Origin of the sequence: Flavobacterium columnare NBRC 100251 = ATCC 23463 (genome assembly GCF_002530675.1) — a bacterium.
In the GTDB taxonomy this organism is placed as follows: domain Bacteria; phylum Bacteroidota; class Bacteroidia; order Flavobacteriales; family Flavobacteriaceae; genus Flavobacterium; species Flavobacterium columnare.
On sequence record NZ_PCMX01000027.1, the window covers coordinates 1 to 22,360 of the forward strand.

Annotated in this window: 21 protein-coding genes; 15 read left to right on the forward strand and 6 right to left on the reverse strand. The window is 32.8% G+C overall.

The annotated features are described in order from the left end of the window. The first annotated feature begins 598 nt into the window (after positions 1-598). Positions 599-1,753, forward strand: coding sequence for a beta-ketoacyl synthase N-terminal-like domain-containing protein (locus B0A78_RS04580; RefSeq protein ID WP_041253292.1), 1,155 nt, complete (start codon positions 599-601; stop codon positions 1,751-1,753). On the opposite strand, the gene B0A78_RS04585 is transcribed toward B0A78_RS04580, so the two are convergent. Beyond that, positions 1,742-2,206 (reverse strand): regulatory protein RecX, encoded by a 465-nt coding sequence (locus tag B0A78_RS04585; protein ID WP_014166620.1) that lies wholly within the window; start codon positions 2,204-2,206, stop codon positions 1,742-1,744. The genes B0A78_RS04580 and B0A78_RS04585 overlap by 12 nt on opposite strands. 321 nt (positions 2,207-2,527) lie before the next feature. Between B0A78_RS04585 and B0A78_RS04590 the strand changes: the two genes are divergently transcribed. From B0A78_RS04590 to B0A78_RS04615, 6 genes are all read left to right on the forward strand, one after another. Next, a complete protein-coding gene (locus B0A78_RS04590; protein WP_065213850.1) occupies positions 2,528-5,293 on the forward strand; it encodes a TonB-dependent receptor in 2,766 nt (921 codons plus the stop codon). A 26-nt stretch (positions 5,294-5,319) separates the two neighbouring features. Next, positions 5,320-6,924 carry an SGNH/GDSL hydrolase family protein gene (locus B0A78_RS04595; RefSeq protein ID WP_097609428.1) on the forward strand — a complete coding sequence of 535 codons (1,605 nt, stop codon included), beginning with the start codon at positions 5,320-5,322 and terminating at the stop codon, positions 6,922-6,924. A gap of 188 nt (positions 6,925-7,112) precedes the next feature. Beyond that, the gene (gene atpD, locus B0A78_RS04600; RefSeq protein WP_014166623.1) at positions 7,113-8,624 is read left to right on the forward strand and encodes a F0F1 ATP synthase subunit beta; all 1,512 of its coding nucleotides are present in this window, start codon (positions 7,113-7,115) and stop codon (positions 8,622-8,624) included. Between the two features lie 76 nt (positions 8,625-8,700). Continuing rightward, complete coding sequence (locus B0A78_RS04605) at positions 8,701-8,982, forward strand: F0F1 ATP synthase subunit epsilon (RefSeq protein WP_014166624.1); 282 nt, start codon at positions 8,701-8,703, stop codon at positions 8,980-8,982. A 125-nt stretch (positions 8,983-9,107) separates the two neighbouring features. After that, positions 9,108-9,572 carry a hypothetical protein gene (locus tag B0A78_RS04610; protein ID WP_097609425.1) on the forward strand — a complete coding sequence of 155 codons (465 nt, stop codon included), beginning with the start codon at positions 9,108-9,110 and terminating at the stop codon, positions 9,570-9,572. 2 nt (positions 9,573-9,574) lie between these two features. Then, complete coding sequence (locus B0A78_RS04615) at positions 9,575-10,717, forward strand: aminotransferase class I/II-fold pyridoxal phosphate-dependent enzyme (RefSeq protein ID WP_077225504.1); 1,143 nt, start codon at positions 9,575-9,577, stop codon at positions 10,715-10,717. Here B0A78_RS04615 and B0A78_RS04620 read toward each other — a convergent pair. Next, complete coding sequence (locus tag B0A78_RS04620) at positions 10,680-12,983, reverse strand: helix-turn-helix domain-containing protein (protein WP_097609426.1); 2,304 nt, start codon at positions 12,981-12,983, stop codon at positions 10,680-10,682. The genes B0A78_RS04615 and B0A78_RS04620 overlap by 38 nt on opposite strands. A gap of 156 nt (positions 12,984-13,139) precedes the next feature. Here B0A78_RS04620 and B0A78_RS04625 point away from each other — a divergent pair, with 156 nt between their 5' ends. Together B0A78_RS04625 and B0A78_RS04630 are read left to right on the forward strand one after the other, a co-directional pair. Next, positions 13,140-13,496: an arsenate reductase family protein gene (locus B0A78_RS04625; RefSeq protein WP_097609427.1), complete on the forward strand. Its 357-nt coding sequence runs from the start codon at positions 13,140-13,142 to the stop codon at positions 13,494-13,496. Further along, positions 13,489-14,382, forward strand: a complete 894-nt coding sequence (locus B0A78_RS04630; RefSeq protein WP_077225501.1) for a DMT family transporter — start codon at positions 13,489-13,491, stop codon at positions 14,380-14,382. The genes B0A78_RS04625 and B0A78_RS04630 overlap by 8 nt, the downstream gene beginning before the upstream one ends. Positions 14,383-14,429: 47 nt before the next feature. Here B0A78_RS04630 and B0A78_RS04635 read toward each other — a convergent pair whose 3' ends face one another. After that, positions 14,430-15,452: a cytochrome-c peroxidase gene (locus B0A78_RS04635; protein ID WP_065213845.1), complete on the reverse strand. Its 1,023-nt coding sequence runs from the start codon at positions 15,450-15,452 to the stop codon at positions 14,430-14,432. A gap of 230 nt (positions 15,453-15,682) precedes the next feature. On the opposite strand from B0A78_RS04635, the gene B0A78_RS04640 reads away from it, so the two are divergent. From B0A78_RS04640 to nadD, 5 genes are all read left to right on the forward strand, one after another. Continuing rightward, positions 15,683-16,543, forward strand: coding sequence for a YicC/YloC family endoribonuclease (locus tag B0A78_RS04640; RefSeq protein WP_065213844.1), 861 nt, complete (start codon positions 15,683-15,685; stop codon positions 16,541-16,543). A gap of 42 nt (positions 16,544-16,585) precedes the next feature. Then, on the forward strand, positions 16,586-16,804 hold the full coding sequence (locus B0A78_RS04645; RefSeq protein ID WP_014166632.1) for a four helix bundle protein: 219 nt from the start codon (positions 16,586-16,588) through the stop codon (positions 16,802-16,804). Positions 16,805-16,954: 150 nt separating this feature from the next. Beyond that, on the forward strand, positions 16,955-17,530 hold the full coding sequence (gene gmk / locus B0A78_RS04650) for a guanylate kinase (protein ID WP_014166633.1): 576 nt from the start codon (positions 16,955-16,957) through the stop codon (positions 17,528-17,530). Between the two features lie 35 nt (positions 17,531-17,565). After that, positions 17,566-17,931 (forward strand): four helix bundle protein, encoded by a 366-nt coding sequence (locus B0A78_RS04655; RefSeq protein WP_077225500.1) that lies wholly within the window; start codon positions 17,566-17,568, stop codon positions 17,929-17,931. A 19-nt stretch (positions 17,932-17,950) separates the two neighbouring features. Next, the gene (nadD, locus tag B0A78_RS04660; RefSeq protein ID WP_041253293.1) at positions 17,951-18,532 is read left to right on the forward strand and encodes a nicotinate (nicotinamide) nucleotide adenylyltransferase; all 582 of its coding nucleotides are present in this window, start codon (positions 17,951-17,953) and stop codon (positions 18,530-18,532) included. A 122-nt stretch (positions 18,533-18,654) separates the two neighbouring features. Here nadD and B0A78_RS04665 read toward each other — a convergent pair whose 3' ends face one another. From B0A78_RS04665 to B0A78_RS04670, 3 genes are all read right to left on the reverse strand, one after another. After that, positions 18,655-19,557 (reverse strand): N-acetylmuramoyl-L-alanine amidase, encoded by a 903-nt coding sequence (locus B0A78_RS04665; RefSeq protein WP_014166636.1) that lies wholly within the window; start codon positions 19,555-19,557, stop codon positions 18,655-18,657. A 592-nt stretch (positions 19,558-20,149) separates the two neighbouring features. Then, positions 20,150-20,278: a hypothetical protein gene (locus B0A78_RS14950; protein ID WP_256380903.1), complete on the reverse strand. Its 129-nt coding sequence runs from the start codon at positions 20,276-20,278 to the stop codon at positions 20,150-20,152. A 215-nt stretch (positions 20,279-20,493) separates the two neighbouring features. Beyond that, entirely contained in the window at positions 20,494-21,945 is a 1,452-nt protein-coding gene (locus tag B0A78_RS04670; RefSeq protein WP_077225499.1) for a nicotinate phosphoribosyltransferase, read from the reverse strand. Positions 21,946-22,055: 110 nt separating this feature from the next. Here B0A78_RS04670 and B0A78_RS14270 point away from each other — a divergent pair. Further along, positions 22,056-22,360: hypothetical protein (locus B0A78_RS14270; RefSeq protein WP_133065780.1), on the forward strand; the 305-nt coding region annotated here is incomplete at its 3' end.

Below are 22,360 nucleotides of genomic sequence, written 5' to 3' on the forward strand. Positions count from 1 at the left end.
AGTCAAATATAGCGGGTTTGTTTTATAAAAACAAATATTTTGTTATAAAAAATAAAAAACCACTGGTGTTTTTGCTTTTTATTGTTTTTAAAAGGGGGGATTAATTCTATAGGGTTTTGACTTGATCCAAAGCAAAAGCGAAAGAAATAAACGAAAGTGCTGAAAATAAATAAGTTTCAGTGCAAGGTAATAACAATTGGTATATAGAAGTAGAAGCCAGTTTTGAAGGCTGAGCCGTTTGTCAAATATAAGATTAAATGGATTCAAAATCATATTCTAGTTTCGTATTGACATCGACCCTTTTTTGGGGTGTTTCTTTCAAAACGGCATCTTTAGTTGGGAATTCCATTTTGAGATTTTCTATGTAAATTTATCGTGTAAATTATTTTTTAGGATTTCTAAAGGAAATTCAAAAAAGAGGGAAGTATAATAGGTTTAGATGGTTTCAAATAAAGGAATTGTAGGAATTTGAAAGAGTAGTAAAACCACACTCTTGATTGTTATTAAGAGAAGGTTTTATTTGAAGAACACACGTTAAAATAGAAAGTTTTTTAGTGTTTTTTTAAAAACTTTGCGAACTTTGTCCAAACTTTATATTTTGAAACAAAAAATAGCCATCACTTCTCTAGCTTCTATGTCTGCTTTAGGTAGTCAACCTGAACAAATTTGGAGGAATTATTTATTAGATTCTACTTGTATTACAGTTGAAAAATTTAATAATAAAAAAGAATATATAGCTAAAATGCCCACAGATTGTAAAGTTGAATTAGATATTTTACAACAATCCGATCTTAAATATAAATCATTAGATCAGACTGTTTTAATGGCAATTTTAACTTCTCGTAACGCGGTAAAACAGGCGGGTTGGAAAGAAGGAGATGATTTCGGAATCAATATAGGTTCATCAAGAGGAGCAACTCAGCTTTTGGAATACTATCATAAAGAATTTTTAGAAACAGGTATGACATCTACACTTGTTTCGCCCACAACCACTTTAGGGAATATTTCGTCTTGGGTGGCACATGACCTAAAGAATAAAGGGTTGGCTATTTCACATTCAATAACCTGTTCTACGGGACTACACGCTCTATTAAATGGCGTAGCTTGGTTACAAGCAGGAATGATGGATAAGTTTTTGGTAGGAGCTAGTGAAGCATCTTTGACAGATTTTACTCTTGCGCAAATGAATGCACTTAAGATATATGCTAAAGAAAATCAAGAATATCCATGCCGTGCACTTGATTTGAAAAAAACTAAAAACACTATGGTATTAGGAGAAGGAGCCAGTTCTATTTGCTTGGACGCAAGCGAAACAGTTGATGCGTTGGCTTATATTGAAGGGGTTGGATTTGCAACAGATGAATTACAACATAATATATCTATTTCCGAAGAAGCCCTTTGTTTTCAAAAATCAATGCAAATGGCATTAGGTAGTACGTCTTTAGATGCTGTTGATGTTATTGTTATGCATGCACCAGGCACAATTAAAGGGGATTCGTCAGAATACAAAGCCATCCAAAAAATATTTAAAAGTAAATTACCTTTACTTACAACTAATAAATGGAAATTAGGTCACACCTTTGGAGCCTCTGGTTTATTAAGTGTAGAAATGGCTATTTTAATGTTGCAAGTTCAATATTTTATAGGAATTCCTTATTTAAACATATCCAGTAAACCAAAATCCATCAAAAAGATATTAGTTAATGCAGTAGGATTTGGAGGAAACGCAGTAAGTGTTTTGTTATCCGTTTAGAGTACATAATTCTTCTATTTTTTTAAAAATCAAATAAGATTCATACCCCTTTCTAAAGAGGAAATCACTCACCTTACGTTTCTTTTTTTGAAGGAGAGGTTCTTTTGTGTTATTCCATTCTTTTTCGGTTAATTCCTTGAAATTTTGGAGATAGTCCTCCTCTTTTATTTCATTAAGAGCTGTTTTAATGTTATAGGACGATACTCCGTGTAATTTAAGCTCGTTTGTAATGCGTATTCTACCCCATTTTTTATAGTTATGTTTTCCTCTAGCAAATGAACAAGCAAAACGCTCTTCATTTAAATAATTATGTTCAATCAGATAGATGATGTACTCCTCCATTAATTCCTCCTCTATCTTTAGTAATTTCAGTTTTAATTGGATTTCCTTATAAGACCTCTCTTGATAAGCACAGTACGATTCTAGTTTTTTTAGTATAGACGGATAAAGCATTTTATGGATTAAATTATTTTTTTAAAAGAAATTATAAAGTCCAAAATAATATAAAAACTGTAAAGTTAAGGATCTTAAGGATAGCTAAAAATAAATGATTAAACAAATTTGTTGGATAAAAGAGTAATAATATTTTTTTAAAAGAACAATACAATCTATAAATCATATAAGATAAAGAGTGGATAATTTTAATATTTTGTATCTAATTAAGACTCTTTACTACAGTTAATAAAAAATTATACTTTTTTTATATTTTGTTTAATTTTTTTTCAAAAAATATTGTATTTTGCTAACTGTAAACCAATCAAAAACCTTCAACCAATGAGAGTCTATTTTTCTATCTTAACATTGTTTTTTAGCGTAATTACTTTTGCGCAAAATACAATAACAGGAAGTGTGACTGATGATAAAAATCAGCCTATACCCGGTGCAAATGTAAAAGTTGTAGGATCCGTATCAGGAACATCGTCTGGATTTGATGGGAAGTTTGTAATAAAAACCAATAGCCCGTTTCCTTTTGCCCTAGAAGTCTCAATGATGGGGTATTCCAGTCAAGTTTTAACTATAAGTTCAAAGGATCAAAAACTAGATTTTATTCTAGTAGAACAATCCACTTCTTTAAATGAAATAGTAGTTTCAGCATCACGTGCTCCCGAGAAAATTTTGGAGTCCCCAGTAACTATTGAGCGAATGGGATTAAGAGAAGTGAAAAACACAACTGCTCCTTCTTTCTATGAAGGGTTGGAGAATTTAAAAGATATTCATTTCAATACTTCCAGTTTTAATTTTAAGTCCGTTAATACACGTGGTTTTGCTACTATTGGAAACACCCGTTTTATGCAGTTAGTAGATGGAATGGATAACGCATCACCCGCACTAAATTTTGCAGTTGGAAATCTTTTAGGTATTTCTGATTTAGATGTGGCAAGTGTAGAAGTCTTACCAGGTGCTTCATCAGCTCTTTATGGAGCTAACGCATTTAATGGGATTATGTTTATGAATAGTCGCAATCCTTTTAGCAAAGAAGGTCTTTCAACTTATTTCAAATACGGTCAAACCACTCAAGATGTAGCGGGTACAAATAATTATTTTGACTTAGGCATTAGAGCGGCTAAAAAATTTACAGATCATTTCGCTGCCAAAGTAAACTTTTCTTACATGGAAGCAAAAGAATGGATGGCAGATGACAGACGTAGTTTGACACCAGGAGGAATAGGTCATGAACTAAACAGAAATTATGATGGTTTAAACACTTATGGAGATGAAGTTAGTACATTTATTCCTGCTGTTGGACAAGTAAGTAGAACAGGATATGCGGAAAAAGAATTATCAGATGGAAAAATTAACAGTGCTAAATTTGATGCGTCAATTCATATACGTCCTTGGGTAAATTCAGATTCTAAATTTGCTAAAAATATTGAATTTATAGGACAATATAAGGTAGGGATAGGAAACACCTTGTATCAAGGAGCAAATCGTTATGCTCTAAAAAATTTCTTTATGGATCAAATTAAGTTTGAAATAAAAGGAGATAACTTCTTTGCTCGCATTTATAGATCAGGAGAAAATGCTGGCGATTCATACAATTTAGGTTTTGCAGCTTGGAACATAAATAGAGAGGCAAAATCAGATAAGGCATGGTTTACGGATTATGGAACTGCGTATGTATTGTCAAGTACATTGCTAGGGCTGCCAACAGATCAAGCAGATAAAAGAGCCCGCGCTTTTGCAGATTATAATACTCCATTTGAAATACCTCTTACTCCAAGTGGAAATCCTCGTTTAAGACCTGGAACAGGAGCTTTTAATCAAGCATTAGAAAAAGTATTATCAAGTTCAGACTTGAACGTAGGGGCTAAATTAGTAGATCGTTCTAGAATTCATCACGGAGATTTGAATTATAATTTCAAAGATCTAATCAAATTTGCAGAAATTCAAATCGGAGGGTCAGCTCGTAGATACACTATGGAGTCAGAAGGTTCTATTTTTACAGATAAGTTAAAACCTATTACCTATGATGAATATGGGGTGTATACACAAATTCAGAAAAAAGCTTTTGATGAACGTGTAAAACTTACGGCATCTATACGTTATGATAAGTCACAAAATTTTAATGGAAATATTTCTCCTAGATTATCCATATCGTATGCTGGAGGAAAAGAGAAACAACATAATTTTAGAGTTTCTTACCAAACAGGCTTCCGAAATCCGACAACACAAGATCAATATATAGGATTAAACATAGGTCCCTTAGCCTTGGTAGGATCAGCTCCAGATAACTTAGATAAATATTCAGAAGCTATTAAATTAAACTCAAATGGTAGTTCGGTTGTTGTAACAGGACGTGATGCTTATACTAGATCATTTACAGCAGCTTCAGTGGCAGCCTTTAAGCGATCATTAAATCCCGCAGATCTGAAAGTAGCCGATGTGTCGTTAGTTAAGCCAGAACGTGTACAGGCTTTTGAGGTCGGCTATCGTTCAATCTTTAAAGAAATTTCATTTGATCTGAATGCGTATTATAATATTTATAACGATTTTATTAGTAGCTCGAATGTAATAACGCCTTTGTATGGTGATGTGAGAACAAATTTACCAACGGCAATACTTGCTTTGCAAAACACAGATGTTCGTCTATTTCAAGTTTATACAAATTCTAAAAAACAAGTAACTTCGTTAGGTATGGGGGTAGGGCTAAGCCGTAAAGTTGGTAAATTCAATTTGAGCGCAAGTTATAATTATTCTGATTTTAAATACGATGATAGCTTAGATCCTGATTTTGAAGCTGGGTTTAATACGCCCAAACATCGTGCAAAAGCATCTTTTGGAGCAGAAAACATATTTAAGAGATTAGGCTTTAATCTAAATGCACGTTATAATTCTAGCTATTTATGGGAATCAACAATGATAGATGCGTATGTTCCTGAAAATTATGTGTATGATGCACAAGTTAATACAACGATTCCTGTTCTTAAATCGGTTATAAAAATTGGGGGTACTAATTTGTTTGGGAAGGACTATATTCAAGTGCCTGGAGCAGGTATGATAGGAAAACAATATTATATTTCATGGACGATCAATCCATAATAATGTTTAATGAAAAACGAAAGATTATGATTAAAAAGATACAATGGATTTTGTTCGCATCGTATGCTTTAGTAGCATGTGAAACGAATCTAGAAGATGAGGGAGTAAAAGAGATACCTGTAACAGCAGGAGAAGCTAATTTTTCAAAGTATGTAGCCATTGGTGATTCTTATGGTGCTGGTTTTAGTGATGGATCATTGTTTATTGCAGGTCAATTAAATGCTTATCCAGAACAAATGGCAAGGCAATTTGCAGCAGCTGGAGGAGGGGGTTTTAAATCGCCATTAATGGCTGATAATACGGGAGGGTTGCTTTTTGGAGGGATTCCTTTTCCTATTGATCCAACACAGTTTCCGCCTCGTCTGGTGTTTAGAGGTTTTTTGGGAAATGACACAAGTAAGCCCGTTATAAATTTAGTTTCAAGTCAAGGAACTCAAACAACAGAAGCTACTACTGTGGTTTCAGGGCCATTTAATAATATATCTGTACCAGGGGCTAAATCCTATCATATTGGTTTTTCCGGGTATGGTAGCGTTCAGGGAAATCCTTATTTTAGACGTTTTGCTTCTTCTCCAGGAACCACTATGTTGGCGGATGCCTTGTCTCAACAACCCACGTTCTTCTCATTGTGGATAGGAGGAAACGACGTGCTGACGTATGCTACTTCTGGAGGAATTGGGGTAGATCAAACAGGAAATCTTAATCCAGCAACCTATGCTAGTAACGATATTACAGATCCAGCAGTTTTCGCAAATGTATTTAATAATGCTATTGATCTTCTAACGCTAAATGGAAGAAAAGGCATTGTAGCTAATTTGCCAAATGTAAATACATTGCCTTTTTTTACGACTGTAGCGTATAATCCCGTTCCTGCTTTGTCTAAAGATAAAGCAGCATCTTTGAATCAGTTGTTTGGAGTTGTAAATCAAATTACAAAAGCCTTGAGCCTTCCTAATAGGTTTGAAGTGATTTCTGAAGACGATAATAATCCAAATACAATCGAAAAGACAAATCCATTGTTAATTGTTGATGAAACTTTAGTTGATTTGTCTGGTCCTATAAGAGATAATTTAGCTCCTGTTCTAGGTTTGCAAACGGCAACCTTTGTGGGAAATCTTTATGGTAGAGCGCGTCATGCAAAAAACAATATAAGTGAAAGAGATTATATTTTGTTGTCTACAAGTAGTTTAATTGCTCCTCCAAATAATATGGAACCAGGTGTTCCGAGTGATTTTGCAGTTAGAGGGGTTTCGTATCCTTTACAAGATGCTTCTGTATTAACAATTGATGAGGCATCCAAAATAGCTAGGGCTACCGCCGCTTATAACCAAGTGATAGAAAATGCGGCAAAAACTAAAAACCTAGCGTTTTTTGATGCAAAAAGCGTTATGGATCAGTTGGTAAGAGGGAACGTGCAGTTTGGTAATTACAGTTTAACTGCTAGTTTTATTACAGGTGGTGCTTTCTCACTAGATGGTGTACATCCAAGTCCTAGAGGATATGCGTTTATTGCTAATAAAATGATAGAAGCAATAAATGCACAATATAAATCTACTTTACGAATGATAGATTTAGGTAAAAAACCAGCGTTATTTCCAGTAATTATTCCAACGGGCAATTATGTAAATTAATTGAGAAATGATTTAAATGAAAACCTCCTAATAAATTAGGAGGTTTTTTTATGCTATAAAGGGTGGAATTTATATTTTAAAAAAAACAAAATTTTTATATTGGATTTCACAATATTAAAATTATCTTTGCAATCTGAAAAAACACAGCGTTTTTTATAACTAAATAGCTATTTAATAAATACATAAGTATGTCTAAGGTAATAGGAAAAGTTGCGCAAATCATTGGTCCCGTAGTAGACGTGGTTTTCAATGCTGCAGAAGTTGAACTTCCGAAAATTTACGATTCATTAGAAATCACTAATCAAGATGGTACTAAGTTAGTACTTGAAGTACAATCACACATTGGAGAAAATACAGTGCGTACTATCTCTATGGACTCTACTGACGGTTTAAGCCGTGGTGTTGATGTTGTAGCTACAGGTGCTCCTATTCAAATGCCTATCGGTGGTGATATCTACGGTCGTTTGTTCAACGTTGTAGGTGACGCTATTGATGGTTTAGGTGATTTACCAAAAGAAGGTGCTAACGGATTACCAATCCACAGACAAGCTCCTAGATTCGAAGATTTATCAACTTCTTCTGAAGTTTTATTTACAGGTATCAAAGTAATCGACTTGATTGAGCCTTACGCAAAAGGGGGTAAAATTGGATTATTTGGTGGTGCTGGTGTAGGTAAAACAGTATTGATCCAAGAGTTGATCAACAATATCGCTAAAGGTCACGGTGGTCTTTCTGTATTCGCAGGAGTAGGGGAAAGAACACGTGAAGGAAATGACTTATTACGTGAGATGTTAGAGTCTGGTATTATCAAATATGGTGAAGATTTCATGCACTCTATGGAAAATGGAGGATGGGATTTGACTAAAGTTGATAAAGTAGGAATGAGAGATTCTAAAGCAACTTTCGTATTCGGTCAGATGAATGAACCTCCTGGAGCACGTGCACGTGTTGCATTATCAGGTTTATCTATTGCTGAGTATTTCCGTGATGGAGCAGGTTCAGATCAAGGTAAAGATGTACTTTTCTTCGTAGATAACATCTTCCGTTTTACACAAGCGGGTTCTGAGGTGTCTGCGTTATTAGGACGTATGCCATCTGCTGTAGGTTACCAACCAACATTAGCAACAGAAATGGGTGCTATGCAAGAGCGTATTACTTCAACCAAAAAGGGTTCAATTACGTCAGTACAAGCGGTATACGTACCTGCGGATGACTTAACTGACCCAGCGCCAGCTACGACTTTCGCTCACTTGGATGCTACTACGGTATTATCACGTAAAATTGCTGAGCTAGGTATTTATCCAGCGGTAGATCCATTAGATTCTACTTCTCGTATCTTAACTCCAGAAATCTTAGGTGCTGAGCATTATGATTGCGCACAAAGAGTAAAAGAAATCCTACAAAAGTATAAGCAGTTACAAGATATCATTGCTATCTTAGGTATGGAAGAATTATCGGAAGAAGATAAATTATCAGTATCTAGAGCACGTCGTGTACAACGTTTCTTGTCTCAACCATTCCATGTAGCTGAACAGTTTACAGGTATTCCTGGAGTGTTAGTAGATATTAAAGATACTATTAAAGGATTTAACATGATCATTGATGGTGAGTTAGATCACTTACCAGAAGCTGCTTTCAACTTAAAAGGTACCATCGAAGATGTAATCGAAGCAGGACAAAAAATGTTAGCTGAAGCATAATCACATATTTTAAATGCTGAATGTTGAATTATAAATTAATTTAAAATTCAAAATTTAAAATTCAAAATTTAAAAAGATGATTGTAGAAATAGTATCACCAGAAGCTACATTATTCAAAGGAGAAGTTACTTCGGTAGCAGTTCCTGGAGTTAATGGCGAGTTCCAAATGCTAAATAACCACGCTCCTATAGTGTCGTTATTAGCAAAAGGTAATGTAAAAATTGTAGGTTCAAGTATTAAAATTGCTAAAGAATTTAAGGATAAATTCAGCAAAGTTAATGAACAGACATTTTGGTTATCTATCAATTCAGGAACTATTGAAATGAATGATAATAAAATTATTGTTTTAGCTGACTAAAATAATAATATGATAGAAAGAAGCCAAGCAGTAATGTTTGGCTTTTTTTTATTATTTTAGTTTTTTCTAATGATTTAAGTTCGTTATAATTTAGATCCGTTTATCCTGTAAATAAATTTTTGTTGATGAAAAAAATATACTTTCTTTTTAGTTTCTTAATTTTAACAGCCAGTACAATGCTTGCTCAAACTAGTTGTGTCTTGCAGCTAACAAATGTTAAAACGGGTAAGAAAATTAATATTTGTACAAAAATAGATCCTGATAGAGTAGAGGCTATTTTAGGTAAGTCAATTACTTTAGATAAAGAAATTCAAGAAAAAAATGAACCTCCTATTTTTAATTTCACATACGATGGATTAACAATGACTATGCAAGATGATCAGTTTAAAAATGTTACAATTACCAATAAAAAGTGGAAACTAAATAATATTACTATTGGAACTCTTTTTGAAGAAGTAGAGATAAAACATGAGCAAATAAAAAAGATTTATTTCGCAGATTATAAGTTTAAAATTAAAGATAGTAACGGTTTCCTTTTTATTGATGTTGACAATCTTAAAAACGTGAAGCGTTTAGGAGTTGAATTTTAGCTATGGTTAAATTTCCTAATAAGTTGGGACATAAGCTCACCCATCGCAGAGAAATTAATGCTTTGCGAACACTTAATGCTCAGTCGTCTTTAATTGATTTTTCTTCAAATGATTATTTAGGTTTTTCAAAATCAGAAATCCTTTTTGATAAAACACATGAGTTATTACTCGAAAAAAAAATTAAAATAAATGGAGCAACAGGATCCCGTTTGTTAACAGGAAATCATTTACTTTATACAGAAACAGAAGACCTTATTGCTCAATTTCATAATGCAGAATCTGCTTTAATATTTAATTCGGGCTATGATGCTAATGTTGGTTTTTTTGAAAGTGTTCCGCAAAGGGGAGATATAATTTTATATGATGAATTATGTCATGCGTCTATTCGAGATGGAATTCGATTAAGCAACGCTAAATCCTATAAATTCCAACACAATGATCTAGAAGATTTAGAACGATTCATTCAAAAAAATCCAATAGAAACAGCAGATATTTATATTGTTATAGAGTCTGTTTATTCTATGGATGGTGATTCGCCTAATTTAGAAGAATTGATTGCTTTGATTGAAAAATACAACTGTTTTCTAGTAGTAGATGAGGCACATGCTTTGGGGGTTTTTGGGGATCATGGCGAAGGCTTAACTCAACTATTAGAGGTGCAAGATAAGATCTTTGCCCGTATTATAACTTTTGGAAAAGGACTAGGATGTCATGGTGCAGCTGTTTTAGGTTCTCAAAAGTTAAAAGATTATATGATTAACTTTACTAGAAGCTTTATTTACACTACAGGGCTTACACCACATGCTGTGGCTACTATTTATACAGCATATAAAATGTTAACCGTTCATTCCGAAGTGATTGAAAATTTAAAAGCGAATATCATTTGCTTTAACCAAGAAAAACAAATGTTAGGAATAAAACCTTTATTTGTGTATAGTAAATCAGCTATACAGTGTGCTATAATACAGGGAAATGATAGAGTGAAATGGTTGGCTACTCAATTACAACAAGCAGGGTTTGATGTAAAACCTATTTTATCTCCTACGGTGCCTGAAGGACAAGAACGTTTGCGTTTTTGTTTGCATTCGTATAATACTTCTGAAGAAATTATTGCATTGTTAAATCTTTTTTATTCTTTTTTATAGCTGCTATATATAATCTTAATTCATCCCATGTAAATTGTTCTCCAAACTGTTCTTTTAATAAACCTAAACTTTCATCTTGGTATCCTTCAAAAGCAATTTCGAGTTCTTTTATTTTTTCCAATGGAAGTAAATCAGACAATTGAACTTGCCCTTCTAAAATTAATTTAGAAAAATGGTTATAAATGGTTTGATTCGTAAGTTTTCGCTCTTTAGCAATTTCGTGAATAGATTTAGTCTGTTTCCATAAATTAAGTGTTATTTCTATTGTGTTTTGTTTTATTTCATTGTTGTCTTTCTTTTTAGTTTTAGAACTGCTAGAAAGATTAGGAGTATATTCTTGATCAATAAGACCTGTAATTTGCTTGAATTGTTCTGAAAGTTGTGCCACTTTATTGATTTTGTAATACAGCATATCATCTGTTTGCATACTTTTTTTAGAAAGAGGAATTCCCTCTTGTGTATTTTTAAGTAGTAAGCGCATTTTTTTTAACCTTAAAATGGTTTTTAAGAGTGCTTCTTCTAAAAGTAATAATTCGTCTATAAATGTTTTTATCTTTTTTAGTTGTTTTATTTCTACTATTTTTAATAACAATTCACTATACTGTATATCATATTTATTTAAAAAATATAGATACCCTGCTTGACTTCGTTCGTTTAAAAAAGCAATATCTACGGTTGGTTGATTTCCTATTTTTTGTAATTGAGAAATAAATTTTTTAGAAGTTTCAGTTAGTTCTGATAAATCTTTTAGTACTTTTTCTGCCCAAGATTTGTATTTTAATTTAGGAGAATTAGGTAATTCTTCTTTGAATGAAAATAAAAAATTACGCCATAATTGTGTTATATCATGACAATTAAAAGCTTTTATAACTTCTGTAAGTAAATAATTTTTAGTTTCTAAATTTAATGTATTGGATAAAATAGCCATATTAGCCTTATGTTGAGCGTAATTAATTACGGCTTGATCAGATGGAATTCCATGTAATTCAATAGGTCTTAGCAGTGTTAATCCATCCAAACTTTCCAATCTAGAAAGAGCTACATAAGCTTGGCCTGGAGCAAATACAGATGATACATCCAATACTGCTTTTTTAAAAGTTAATCCTTGACTTTTATGTACCGTAATGGCCCAAGCTAATTTTAATGGATATTGGCTAAAAGTTCCTTCTGTTTTTTCTTCAATTTCTTGTGTATCACTATTTAATTCATAACGAATATTTTCCCATGTATATAAATCAACTTCTATGGTTTTATTTTCTTCAGGAAATGTTATCAAAACTTCTTCTTTCGAGAGGGATTTAACGACGCCTATTTTTCCATTATAATAACGTTTTTCGATTGAAACATCATTTTTTATAAACATTACTTGAGCTCCTACTTTTAACTCTAAAATAGAATCTAAAGGGTACATTTTTTCGGGAAAGTCGCCTATAATTTGGGGTTTGTAAAAAACACTATCTGATCTCAAAGCCTCCAAAGCCTCCTTGTTTATACGGTCTGCTTTGGCATTATGCGTTGTAATAACTATGGTGCCTTTATCCTTTTTTATATCAAAATTGGGTTGGACGTATTTATTTAATATCAATAGATCCTGTGAGGTAATGGTGTTATTTCTTAAATTATTGAGTATATCAATAAATAAATGATCTGTTTGTCTATAAATTTTATCTAATTCTAAATATAAAGGAGGTTCATCTTGTAAAACTTTTGAATAAAAGAAATACGAACCTTGATAATACTTTTGTAAAAAATGCCATTCTTCTTGTTTTATTACGGGAGGTAATTGCCATAAATCACCAATAAAGAGCAATTGTACACCACCGAATGCTTGACTGGATCTGCGCACCTTTTGTAATATAAAATTCATTGCGTCTAATACGTCAGGACGTAGCATAGAAACTTCATCTACAATTAATAATTCAAGACTGCGAAGTACTTGTTTTTTAGAAGCACTCATCTTAAATAATTTATCTAAACTTGTTTTGTTTTCTAAACGAATAGATTCATTTTGTAAATGATCAGAAACATAATCAGGAATAAACCCCGAAAAAGGAAGCTGAAATAACGAATGAATAGTAATTCCACCGGCATTAAGAGCAGCAATTCCAGTGGGAGCTACTATTGCAGTATTCTTATGAGAAGTAGCAATAATTTCTTTGAGTAAAGTAGTTTTTCCAGTACCCGCTTTTCCTGTTAAAAAAACACTCCTATGAGTTTGATTCACAAATTGCAAGGCAAAACGAGCAATATCCGATATATTTTCCACGTGGCATATAATTTTGATAATCAAATTTATAAAATAATTCTTTTGAGAAGTTTTAAAAAAACAAGTTTCTAGAAAAGATTATTCTACAGATGATATTTTTAAAAAGTATAAGACGACTTTAAAATTTACTTCCTTAATTTTGCAAAAAAGATTTTTATGAGAAAAATATATTATCTTAAAACCTGTAGTACGTGTCAACGTATCCTTAAATCATTGCCACAATTAGATACTTTTATTTTACAAGATATAAAGACAGAACCGTTAACAGTTCAACAAGTTGATGAAATGAAGGGATTAGCAGGTAATTATGAAATTTTATTTAGTAAAAGAGCTACTTTATATAAAGAAATGGGATTAAAAAATGAAGTTTTAACAGAAACAGATTATAAAAGATACATTCTAGAACACTATACTTTTTTATCGCGTCCTGTGATTTTAGTTGATGAAAAAATATTTGTAGGAAATAGCGCTAAAGTAGTAACCGAGGTTGTAAACTTTTTAAATAATGACTAAAAGAATTTGGGCGTTGGTTGCTGCTTGGTGTGTAGCTATCATTTATGGTGTAACTTTTACTATTGCTAAAGATGTAATGCCGAAATATATTGACGCTTTTGGTTTTATCTTTTTACGTGTTGGGGGAGCAATGTTATTGTTTTGGTTAACAACGTTATTTGTAAAGACAGAAAAAATTGACAAAAAAGACTTCCCAAGAATTATAGCAGCCTCTTTTTTTGGAGTGGCTTTTAATATGTTGACCTTTTTTAAAGGATTGAGTTACACATCGCCTATTATGGGAGCTGTTTTGATGGTGACCACTCCTATGATTGTATTAATTCTTTCAGCAATTATTATGAAAGAACGAATGGAAAATCAAAAAATACTGGGGATTCTTTTGGGGTTAGCAGGTACTATAACGCTTATAGTATATGGAAAATCTTTAAAAAACGCCTCTAATGCTACTTTAGGGAATTTTTTAGTATTTGTTAATGCCGTTTCTTATGGTTTTTATCTGATTATTGTTAAGAAATTAATGGATAAGTATAATGCTTTTTCATTTGTAAAATGGATTTACCTATTCGGATTTTTGATGGTTATTCCGTTTGGATGGAATGAATTTCAAACTGTAGAATGGTCAAATGTTCCGACCGTTGCATTTCTAAAAATAGGTTTTGTGGTCGTGTTTTCAACTTTTTTGACCTATCTTTTAAATTTAGTATCAATGCGTGAGTTAAAACCAACTACTGTGGCTGTTTTTATTTACTTACAGCCCTTTTTTGCAACCCTTTTTGCTATTGGATTAGGGAAAGATGAATTGAGTTGGATAAAGGTAGGCTCTGCGTTTTTAATTTTTATAGGGGTATATCTTGTAACGCAAAAAAGGAGGGTGTCTGAAAAATAAATCATTTTTCAGACACCCTTTGGTTGATTTTTAATGATATCTATACGTTATGCTTTTTTATATTTTGGATCTACGTCTGCTGTAAGCGCTTTTAAAAATGCTTCAATATTATTGATTTCTTGTTCTGATAAATTTTTATTCAGTTGTATTTTTCCCATAATTTTAATAGCTTCTGATAACGAAGTAACTGAACCATCATGAAAGTAAGGAAACGTTTTTTCAGCATTTCTTAAACTAGGTACTTTAAACATGAATTCATCACCTGTTTTTTGAGTTCTTTCAAAAACGCCCTTGTCAACTTTCTTGCTATGAGTTAGGTTTGTATAGCTTCCATAAATCCCAAATTTTTGTATCATTTGTCCGCCTAAAGCAACTCCGCTATGACACATTACACAGTTATTATCTATAAAAGATTTTAAACCTTCTTTTTCATTATCAGATAACGCATTTTCATCTCCATCTAAATATGAATCAAACCTACTTTTTGGATGTAATTTTCTTTCAAAAGAGCCAATTGCATTGGTAATATTTGAAAAAGTAATAGGCTCTTTTTCATTTGGATAAACGTTCTTAAATAAAGTTACATATTCAGGATTTTTACGTAATTTTTCTTCTAAAAAGGCTTTGCTAGGAAGGCTATGTTCTACAGGATTCAACAAAGGACCACCCGCTTGCTCTTCCACGTCCTTAGCCCTTCCGTCCCAAAATTGCATCGAATGTAATGAAGCATAAATAGAAGAAGGAGAATTTCTACCACCCAATTTTTTAGTATCACCCAAAGATAACGCTTTATTATCAACTCCATAATTTTCTAAATTATGACAAGAATTACAACTAATAGTTCCATTTTTAGAAAGAGAAGAATCAAAATACAACCTTTTTCCTAAATCAACTTTTTCCTCAGAAATATTTTCTTCTGCTACTGTAGAAATAGATTTGAAATAGTTAGAAGATTTGATTAATAACTCACTCTTATTACGACCATCTTCAGCTGGTTTGGAAAAATTTTCTTGATTTTCCTTTTTACAGGCTACCAAAATTAGAGGAATTAAAAATACTGTTTTTCTCATAAAATGTTTTTTAAAGTTTATAGTAAGAATCGTTTATTTTTATAAGACCTTTTAATTATAAATTAAATAGTGATATAATACCCAACTTATTGATCTTATTCTACACTAAATTAGGTTGTTTATCTGTCTAAAAAAATGATTTTTATCACTTAAAAATTAAGCCTGAAAACTATACTAGGAAACCATAACTACGACTAAAAATAATTATCTTTGGCACCAAATAAAAAAGAATGATACTATCAATGACAGGGTTTGGAAAGGCAACATTACAATTGCCGACCAAAAAGATTACCGTTGAAATAAAATCCTTAAATAGTAAAGGTTTGGATCTAAATGTTCGTATGTCCTCTATTTATCGTGAAATGGAATTGGGCTTACGCAATCAAATCTCTCAAAGTTTGGAAAGAGGTAAAGTTGATTTTTCATTATATATAGAAGTAACAGGAGAAGAAACTACTTCTAAAATAAATGGGCCTATCATAAAGGCTTATATTGCACAAATGAAGGAAATACTTGTTGATGCAGACCCTACTGAATTAATGAAAATGGCTGTACGTATGCCAGATGCTTTAAAAACAGAAAGGGAAGAAATAGACGAAACAGAATGGGCTGAAATTCAAAAAACGGTAAACGAAGCATTGATAAATATTAATCAATTTCGAAAAGATGAAGGGCAATCACTTGAAAACGAATTTAAGATTCGAATTGCTAAAATTCGTCAACTAATGGATAAAGCTGTAGCTTATGATGCAGAACGTATAGAGACTGTAAAGACGAGATTACGTACGGCTTTGGATGAACTTCAGGTAAGCATAGATGAAAATCGTTTTGAGCAAGAATTGATATTTTATTTAGAAAAATATGATATAACAGAAGAAAAAGTACGTTTAGGAAATCATTTAAATTATTTTTTAGAAACGCTGAACGGAACCGAGGCTAATGGTCGTAAGTTAGGATTTATTACTCAAGAAATGGGACGTGAAATTAATACTATGGGCTCAAAATCCAACCATTCTGAAATGCAGAAATTGGTCGTAATGATGAAAGATGAATTGGAGAAAATAAAAGAACAAGTATTGAATGTTTTATAAAATTAATAATTAGTAAAGAGTGACCAAGTAAAAAGTCAATTTATGGATACCATTAATTCTTATAAAGATTTATTGATTTGGCAAAAAGGTATTATTTTAGTCGTTAAAGTGTATCAATTGGTAGAAACATTTCCACAAGAAGAGTTATATGCTTTGACAAGCCAGTTGAAAAGAGCCGTAATTTCTATTCCTTCAAATATAAGTGAAGGATATGGTAGAAATACCGACAAATCTTTTAGCCATTTTATAGGATATTACTAAAGAATTAGGTTTTCTAACTAATTGGGACTTGTATCATGAAATTATGTGTTTAATAACAGAAGAATCAAAAATGATAAATTCTTTTTCAAAATCATTCAAATAAAAAATGCAACTTATCACTAATTACTAATCACTTTTTACTTTATTGAAATGAACAAAGAAGGAAAATTAATCGTATTCTCAGCACCATCAGGTTCTGGAAAAACCACTATAGTAAGACACTTATTAGGTATTGACGAATTGAATTTAGAATTTTCAATCTCGGCTGCAACTCGTGAACCTAGAGGACAGGAAGTAAATGGAAAAGACTATTACTTCATGTCGATCGAAGATTTTAAAAAACATATTAAAGCAGAAGACTTTGTCGAGTGGGAAGAAGTATACCGAGATAATTTTTATGGTACGCTGAAAAAAGAAGTAGAACGCATTTGGGCGATGGGCAAAAATGTGATTTTTGATATTGATGTTGCTGGTGGTTTGCGTATCAAAAAGAAATTCCCAGAACAAACTCTAGCCGTTTTCGTAAAGCCACCTAGTGTGGACGAATTGAAACGTCGTTTAAAAGAACGTTCGACAGAAAGCGAAGATAAAATCAATATGCGTATTGCTAAAGCTCACGTAGAATTAGCTACCGCTCCTCAGTTTGACACCGTTATCAAGAATTATGATTTAGATGTGGCCAAACAAGAGGCTTATGAATTGGTGAAGGGGTTTGTATCCAAATAGTGATTAGTAAAAAGTAATGAGTAATTAATAGCTTTATGGGTAGTATTAATTCTTGTAAAGATTTATTGATTTGGCAAAAGGGAATTACATTGGTTGTAAAAGTGTACCAATTGACTAGATTTTTTCCACCTGAAGAATTATACTCTCTAACTAATCAGATTAAAAGAGCAGCAGTATCTATACCTTCAAATATAGCAGAAGGTTATGGGAGGAATACGGATAAATCTTTTAGCCATTTTATTGATATTTCAAGAGGCTCTTTAAATGAGTTAGAAACACAGCTTATTATCGCTAAAGAACTTATGTTCATTACAGATATAGATTTGTACAATGAAATTTTATTGTTAATTGAAGAAGAGTCAAAAATGATTAATGCTTTTTATAAAACTCTCAAAAACTAATTACTCTTCACTATAAAAAATGAAAATAGGACTATATTTCGGTACATTCAATCCCATCCATATTGGGCATTTAATTATTGCGAGTCACATGGCGGAACATTCTGATTTGGAACAAATTTGGATGGTGGTTACCCCGCACAATCCGCACAAGCAGAAGAGTTCGTTGTTAGATGATTATCATCGCTTGCAGATGGTTCATTTAGCTACAGAAGATTACCCAAAAATCAAGCCTTCTGATGTTGAGTTCAAATTGCCTCAACCAAATTATACCGTCAATACGTTGGCACATTTACAGGAAAAATATCCACAGCATGAGTTTGCCTTGATTATGGGTGAGGATAATTTAAATTCACTACATAAATGGAAAAATTACGAATATATTTTAGAAAATCATAATATTTATGTCTATCCAAGATTAAACTCGGAAATACTAGATAGTCAATTTGTGGCTCACCCTAAAATTCACCGAGTAGATGCGCCTGTCATTGAAATATCCTCAACATTTATCCGTGAAAGTATTAAAAACAAAAAAAATGCAATCCCTATGTTGCCTAACAAAGTTTGGGAATATATTGACCATAATTTGTTCTATAGGAAATAAATTAAGTAATAATAAAAAAGAGGCTGTCTAAAAAGTTCGCAATCTTTCCACTAAAGGCAGAAATCGCATAATGTTGATTTATTACTTTTTGGACAGTCTCCTTTTTTATTTAGATAACACTGTTACTGTTTTTTAAAGATTGCATAGATAGTATTTAATGTTTTTTGATCTAAAACCGAGTCAATTTCTGTTTTGATATAATGCAATTTAAACGCTTTGATTGCGGCACTCAAATTTTTAGTATCATATCCAATTATTCGTAAAGCCATTTCGGGATTAAAATCTGCGGGTGCAGTTTCTAATGGTGCATCTGGCCAGATTCCGAAACCTTTTTCAGCTAATAATTGCCAAGGAAATAAAGCACTAGGATCTACTTTTCTAGTTGGAGCAATATCAGAATGACCTATGAAATTTTGTGTAGGAATATTATAGTCTTTCTTCAATTTTGTTAATAGAGCTAATAAGCTATTGATCTGTTGTACTGAAAAGGGTTTAAGTCCATTGTTGTCAAGTTCAATCCCAATAGAAGCAGAGTTAATGTCGCTATTTCTTCCCCAAGCTCCACTGCCTGCATGCCATGCTCTTAAGTAATCATTTAGCATTTGTACTACCTTTCCATCTTTTGCTATTACATAATGTGCACTAACGTTTGTACTGGCCAATGTGAAGGTTTTCAATGTTTGTTTTAAAGAATCTTGTGCGGTATGATGTATAATTACAAAATTTGGTTTCCTTAGATTAAAGTTTACGGTTCCAATCCATTCTGTAGTTATATTTTCTGACGAAGTTGGGTTAGATTTAGAGATAGAATCCTTTAGGGTTTTGATTTGTTTCGTATAAAGCGTGTCCAAAGAAGTGGTGCTAGTCTCTACTTTTTGTAGAGTAATAGCTTCTTTTTCGGCTATTTTTCGCTGTAAAACTTTTAGTTGTTTCGCGTATATTTTATTACTTTCTTTATAAGGATTAGTTCCACATGAACTTATAAGTAAACCCAAAGTAATACTAAGTAAAAGTTGTTTGTACATTTGTAAATTGATTAGTTGTTATAGCAAGTTTGGCTTCTTTTATTTCTTTTTGAATCCTCTTGCAATTATTTTTTTGTAAATATATTTTTGATCTGAATTTAATAACTCTAGTATTTTTTGGTCGGTATTTTAAGAGATCACTTTAATATCCTCGCTTTTACTTTCGTTAGAACCGTCTTATTTTAGAATTACGCCTTGTGCATTTAGACTTTGGATCAAAATGTTTTTAATAGCAATCCCTTGCAAAGTATCCAAATTCATTATCTGTTTTTAAGATTTTCCATTACTCTGCTAGCTATTTCTTTATTAGAATGTAGTTTTAGAGTGCTTCGTGTAGGTCTAGATCCATTTGGTTTATTTGGCTCATTCTTTCATTGTTACTATATTCATTATTGAATTGTGTCAACTAGTTTGAGTGAAAACAAAGTGCATCCTAAAAAAATAAAAATGAAATCTTTTGCATTGCAATTGATTTATAAATTCAAATATACTAATTAAATAAGATTTAAACCAATTTGTTTATCAATAATTCTTTGGACTTTTTCTATATTGATTTCCATTTTATTTAATCTTCCTAAAAGTCAAACTCATTCTATCTTGATCCGTGTTGGATTTTGGGATAGCGAGATATCATTCGTTCGTCCCACGTAATTCCTTCTAAGTTATGAAATAGATTTTGGGGTTGCGAAATGAAATTTTCAACATATAAGATTCCTTCCATTAATTTTATTTTTAAATAATGAACCCACAGATGCACAGATATTCAATATTCAAATTGTATAACTTTATTTCACCTTATTTGAAAACAATCTTAGATTGACAAAGTAATTCGCATAATATTCGTGATGTGACTTCTCCTTTTGTCGAAGTGACAAAAAAACGATTAATTATTACTTATCGAATACCATTTGCATCTGTGTATCTGTGGTTAAAAACTTATTTTTTAATTCGATTTCGAATTTCGGACAATGAATCATCAACAATCAATTTCCCATCACGAAAAACTTCTCTTAATTCACCTTGTTGTTCTTCTTCCCAAGAAACTTGGTCAACCAACTGATATATTCCGTTTTCCAAAACCACTTTCATTAATCCTTTGGCTGATTTTTTAGTACCGTCATCTGTTATTGGATCTTTGAAAATTTCGCGTCCTTCGCCGTTTACTTCGCCATAAGTAGCTTTCATCGCAAAACCAAAGGTGTCACGGGTATTATATTGATAGGTATAGGAACCAATTCCTAACACGACATTTGTCGATGCAAATCCTTTTTCTTTTAGCTTTTCACAAATTTGAGTAGCTCTTTCAACCGTAATACTATCACCATATATGGCTCCAATTTGTGGTGCTAATTCTTTATACCCTTTGGCGTTAGTCGTTCCACCGAAAACATCCCAAAGTAATTCTACTACTCCTTTGCGTTCTTGTTCAGTTTTTCCATCAGGGTTACCACATAAAATAAGCACTGGATTCCCACTATCAGGTCGAATCACTACTTTACCTTCCCGACTTAAAATGGTTTCTTTTAGTCGAGGCATATAATCGGTTAGTACTTTCCATAAATCCCAAGTATCCGAAACGATGGATACAATTCCTTTTGGATAGATTTCACAGATTAAACGTTGGAAGGTTTCAAACTCGCCTTCGGTGGTTCCCATACACATTACGGAATGTTCTGTTGCTGCTACGGATCCTCCCACCAATTCAGCATCGGAATTGGCGTTATAGTAGGTTTCCAAAGCATCAATCGCTGGTATGGTGTCTGTTCCTGTAAAACTTAACAGGTGTCCCATTCCTGAAATTACCGCTGATTCTATTCCGCCCATTCCTCTCATCGAGAAATCGTGTCCTTGCCAATCGACAAATTCGGGTATGGAAGAAGTTTCTTGTGCATAAGTACCTAGTACTTTTCTGTACTCTTTGGCAATTGTTGCAGAGGTACAAGGCAACCAAACCACGGCAGATAATAGGGTTTCGAAATAATTGGTCAACCAAAAGAATTCGGATTTGGTGTTGTACATGGTAAACATTGGCACACGAACAGGCACACTCACTCCTTCAGGTAGGGCTTTGAAAACCATTGGGATATAGCCTAAATCGTGTAGGTCTTCGATGTGTTTTGTACCCACTTGGTTTTCGCCTAAGTAGTTGTTGATACGTCGGGCGTAACGTGACACTACCGTTTCTTTAGGTTGGTTGAAGAAATTGGTTTGAAAATCTTCGATAATGTATTTCTTTATGAAATACTGTAAGCCGAAAAACACGACTTCGTTTACCCCTTCTATTCTGGATTTACGCGGTGTCCAGTTGGAATATACTAACGCAGTGTTGTTTGGGTACTGACGACGGTGGTCTACTTTGTAGCCGTCTGTTAAAAGTAGTGGGTTCATAGTGATATGTCGCCCCGCTGGGGCTTTTTTGTGTTAGACATTTTGTTGCTCGTTGGATATGTCGCCCCGCTGGGGCTTTTTTGTGTTAGACATTTTGTTGCTCGTTGGATATGTCGCCCCGCTGGGGCTTTTTCGTGTTAGATATTTTGTTGCTCGTTATGGATATGTCGTCCCGCTGGGGCTTTTTCGTGTTAGATATTTTGTTGCTCGTTGGATATGTCGCCCCGCTGGGGCTTTTCGTGTTAGATATTTTGTTGCTCGTTATGGATATGTCGCCCCGCTGGGGCTTTTTTGTGTTAGATATTTTGTTGCTCGTTATGGATATATCGTCCCGCTGGGGCTTTTTTGTGTTAGATATTTTGTTGCTCGTTATGGATATATCGTCCCGCTGGGGCTTTTTTGTGTTAGATATTTT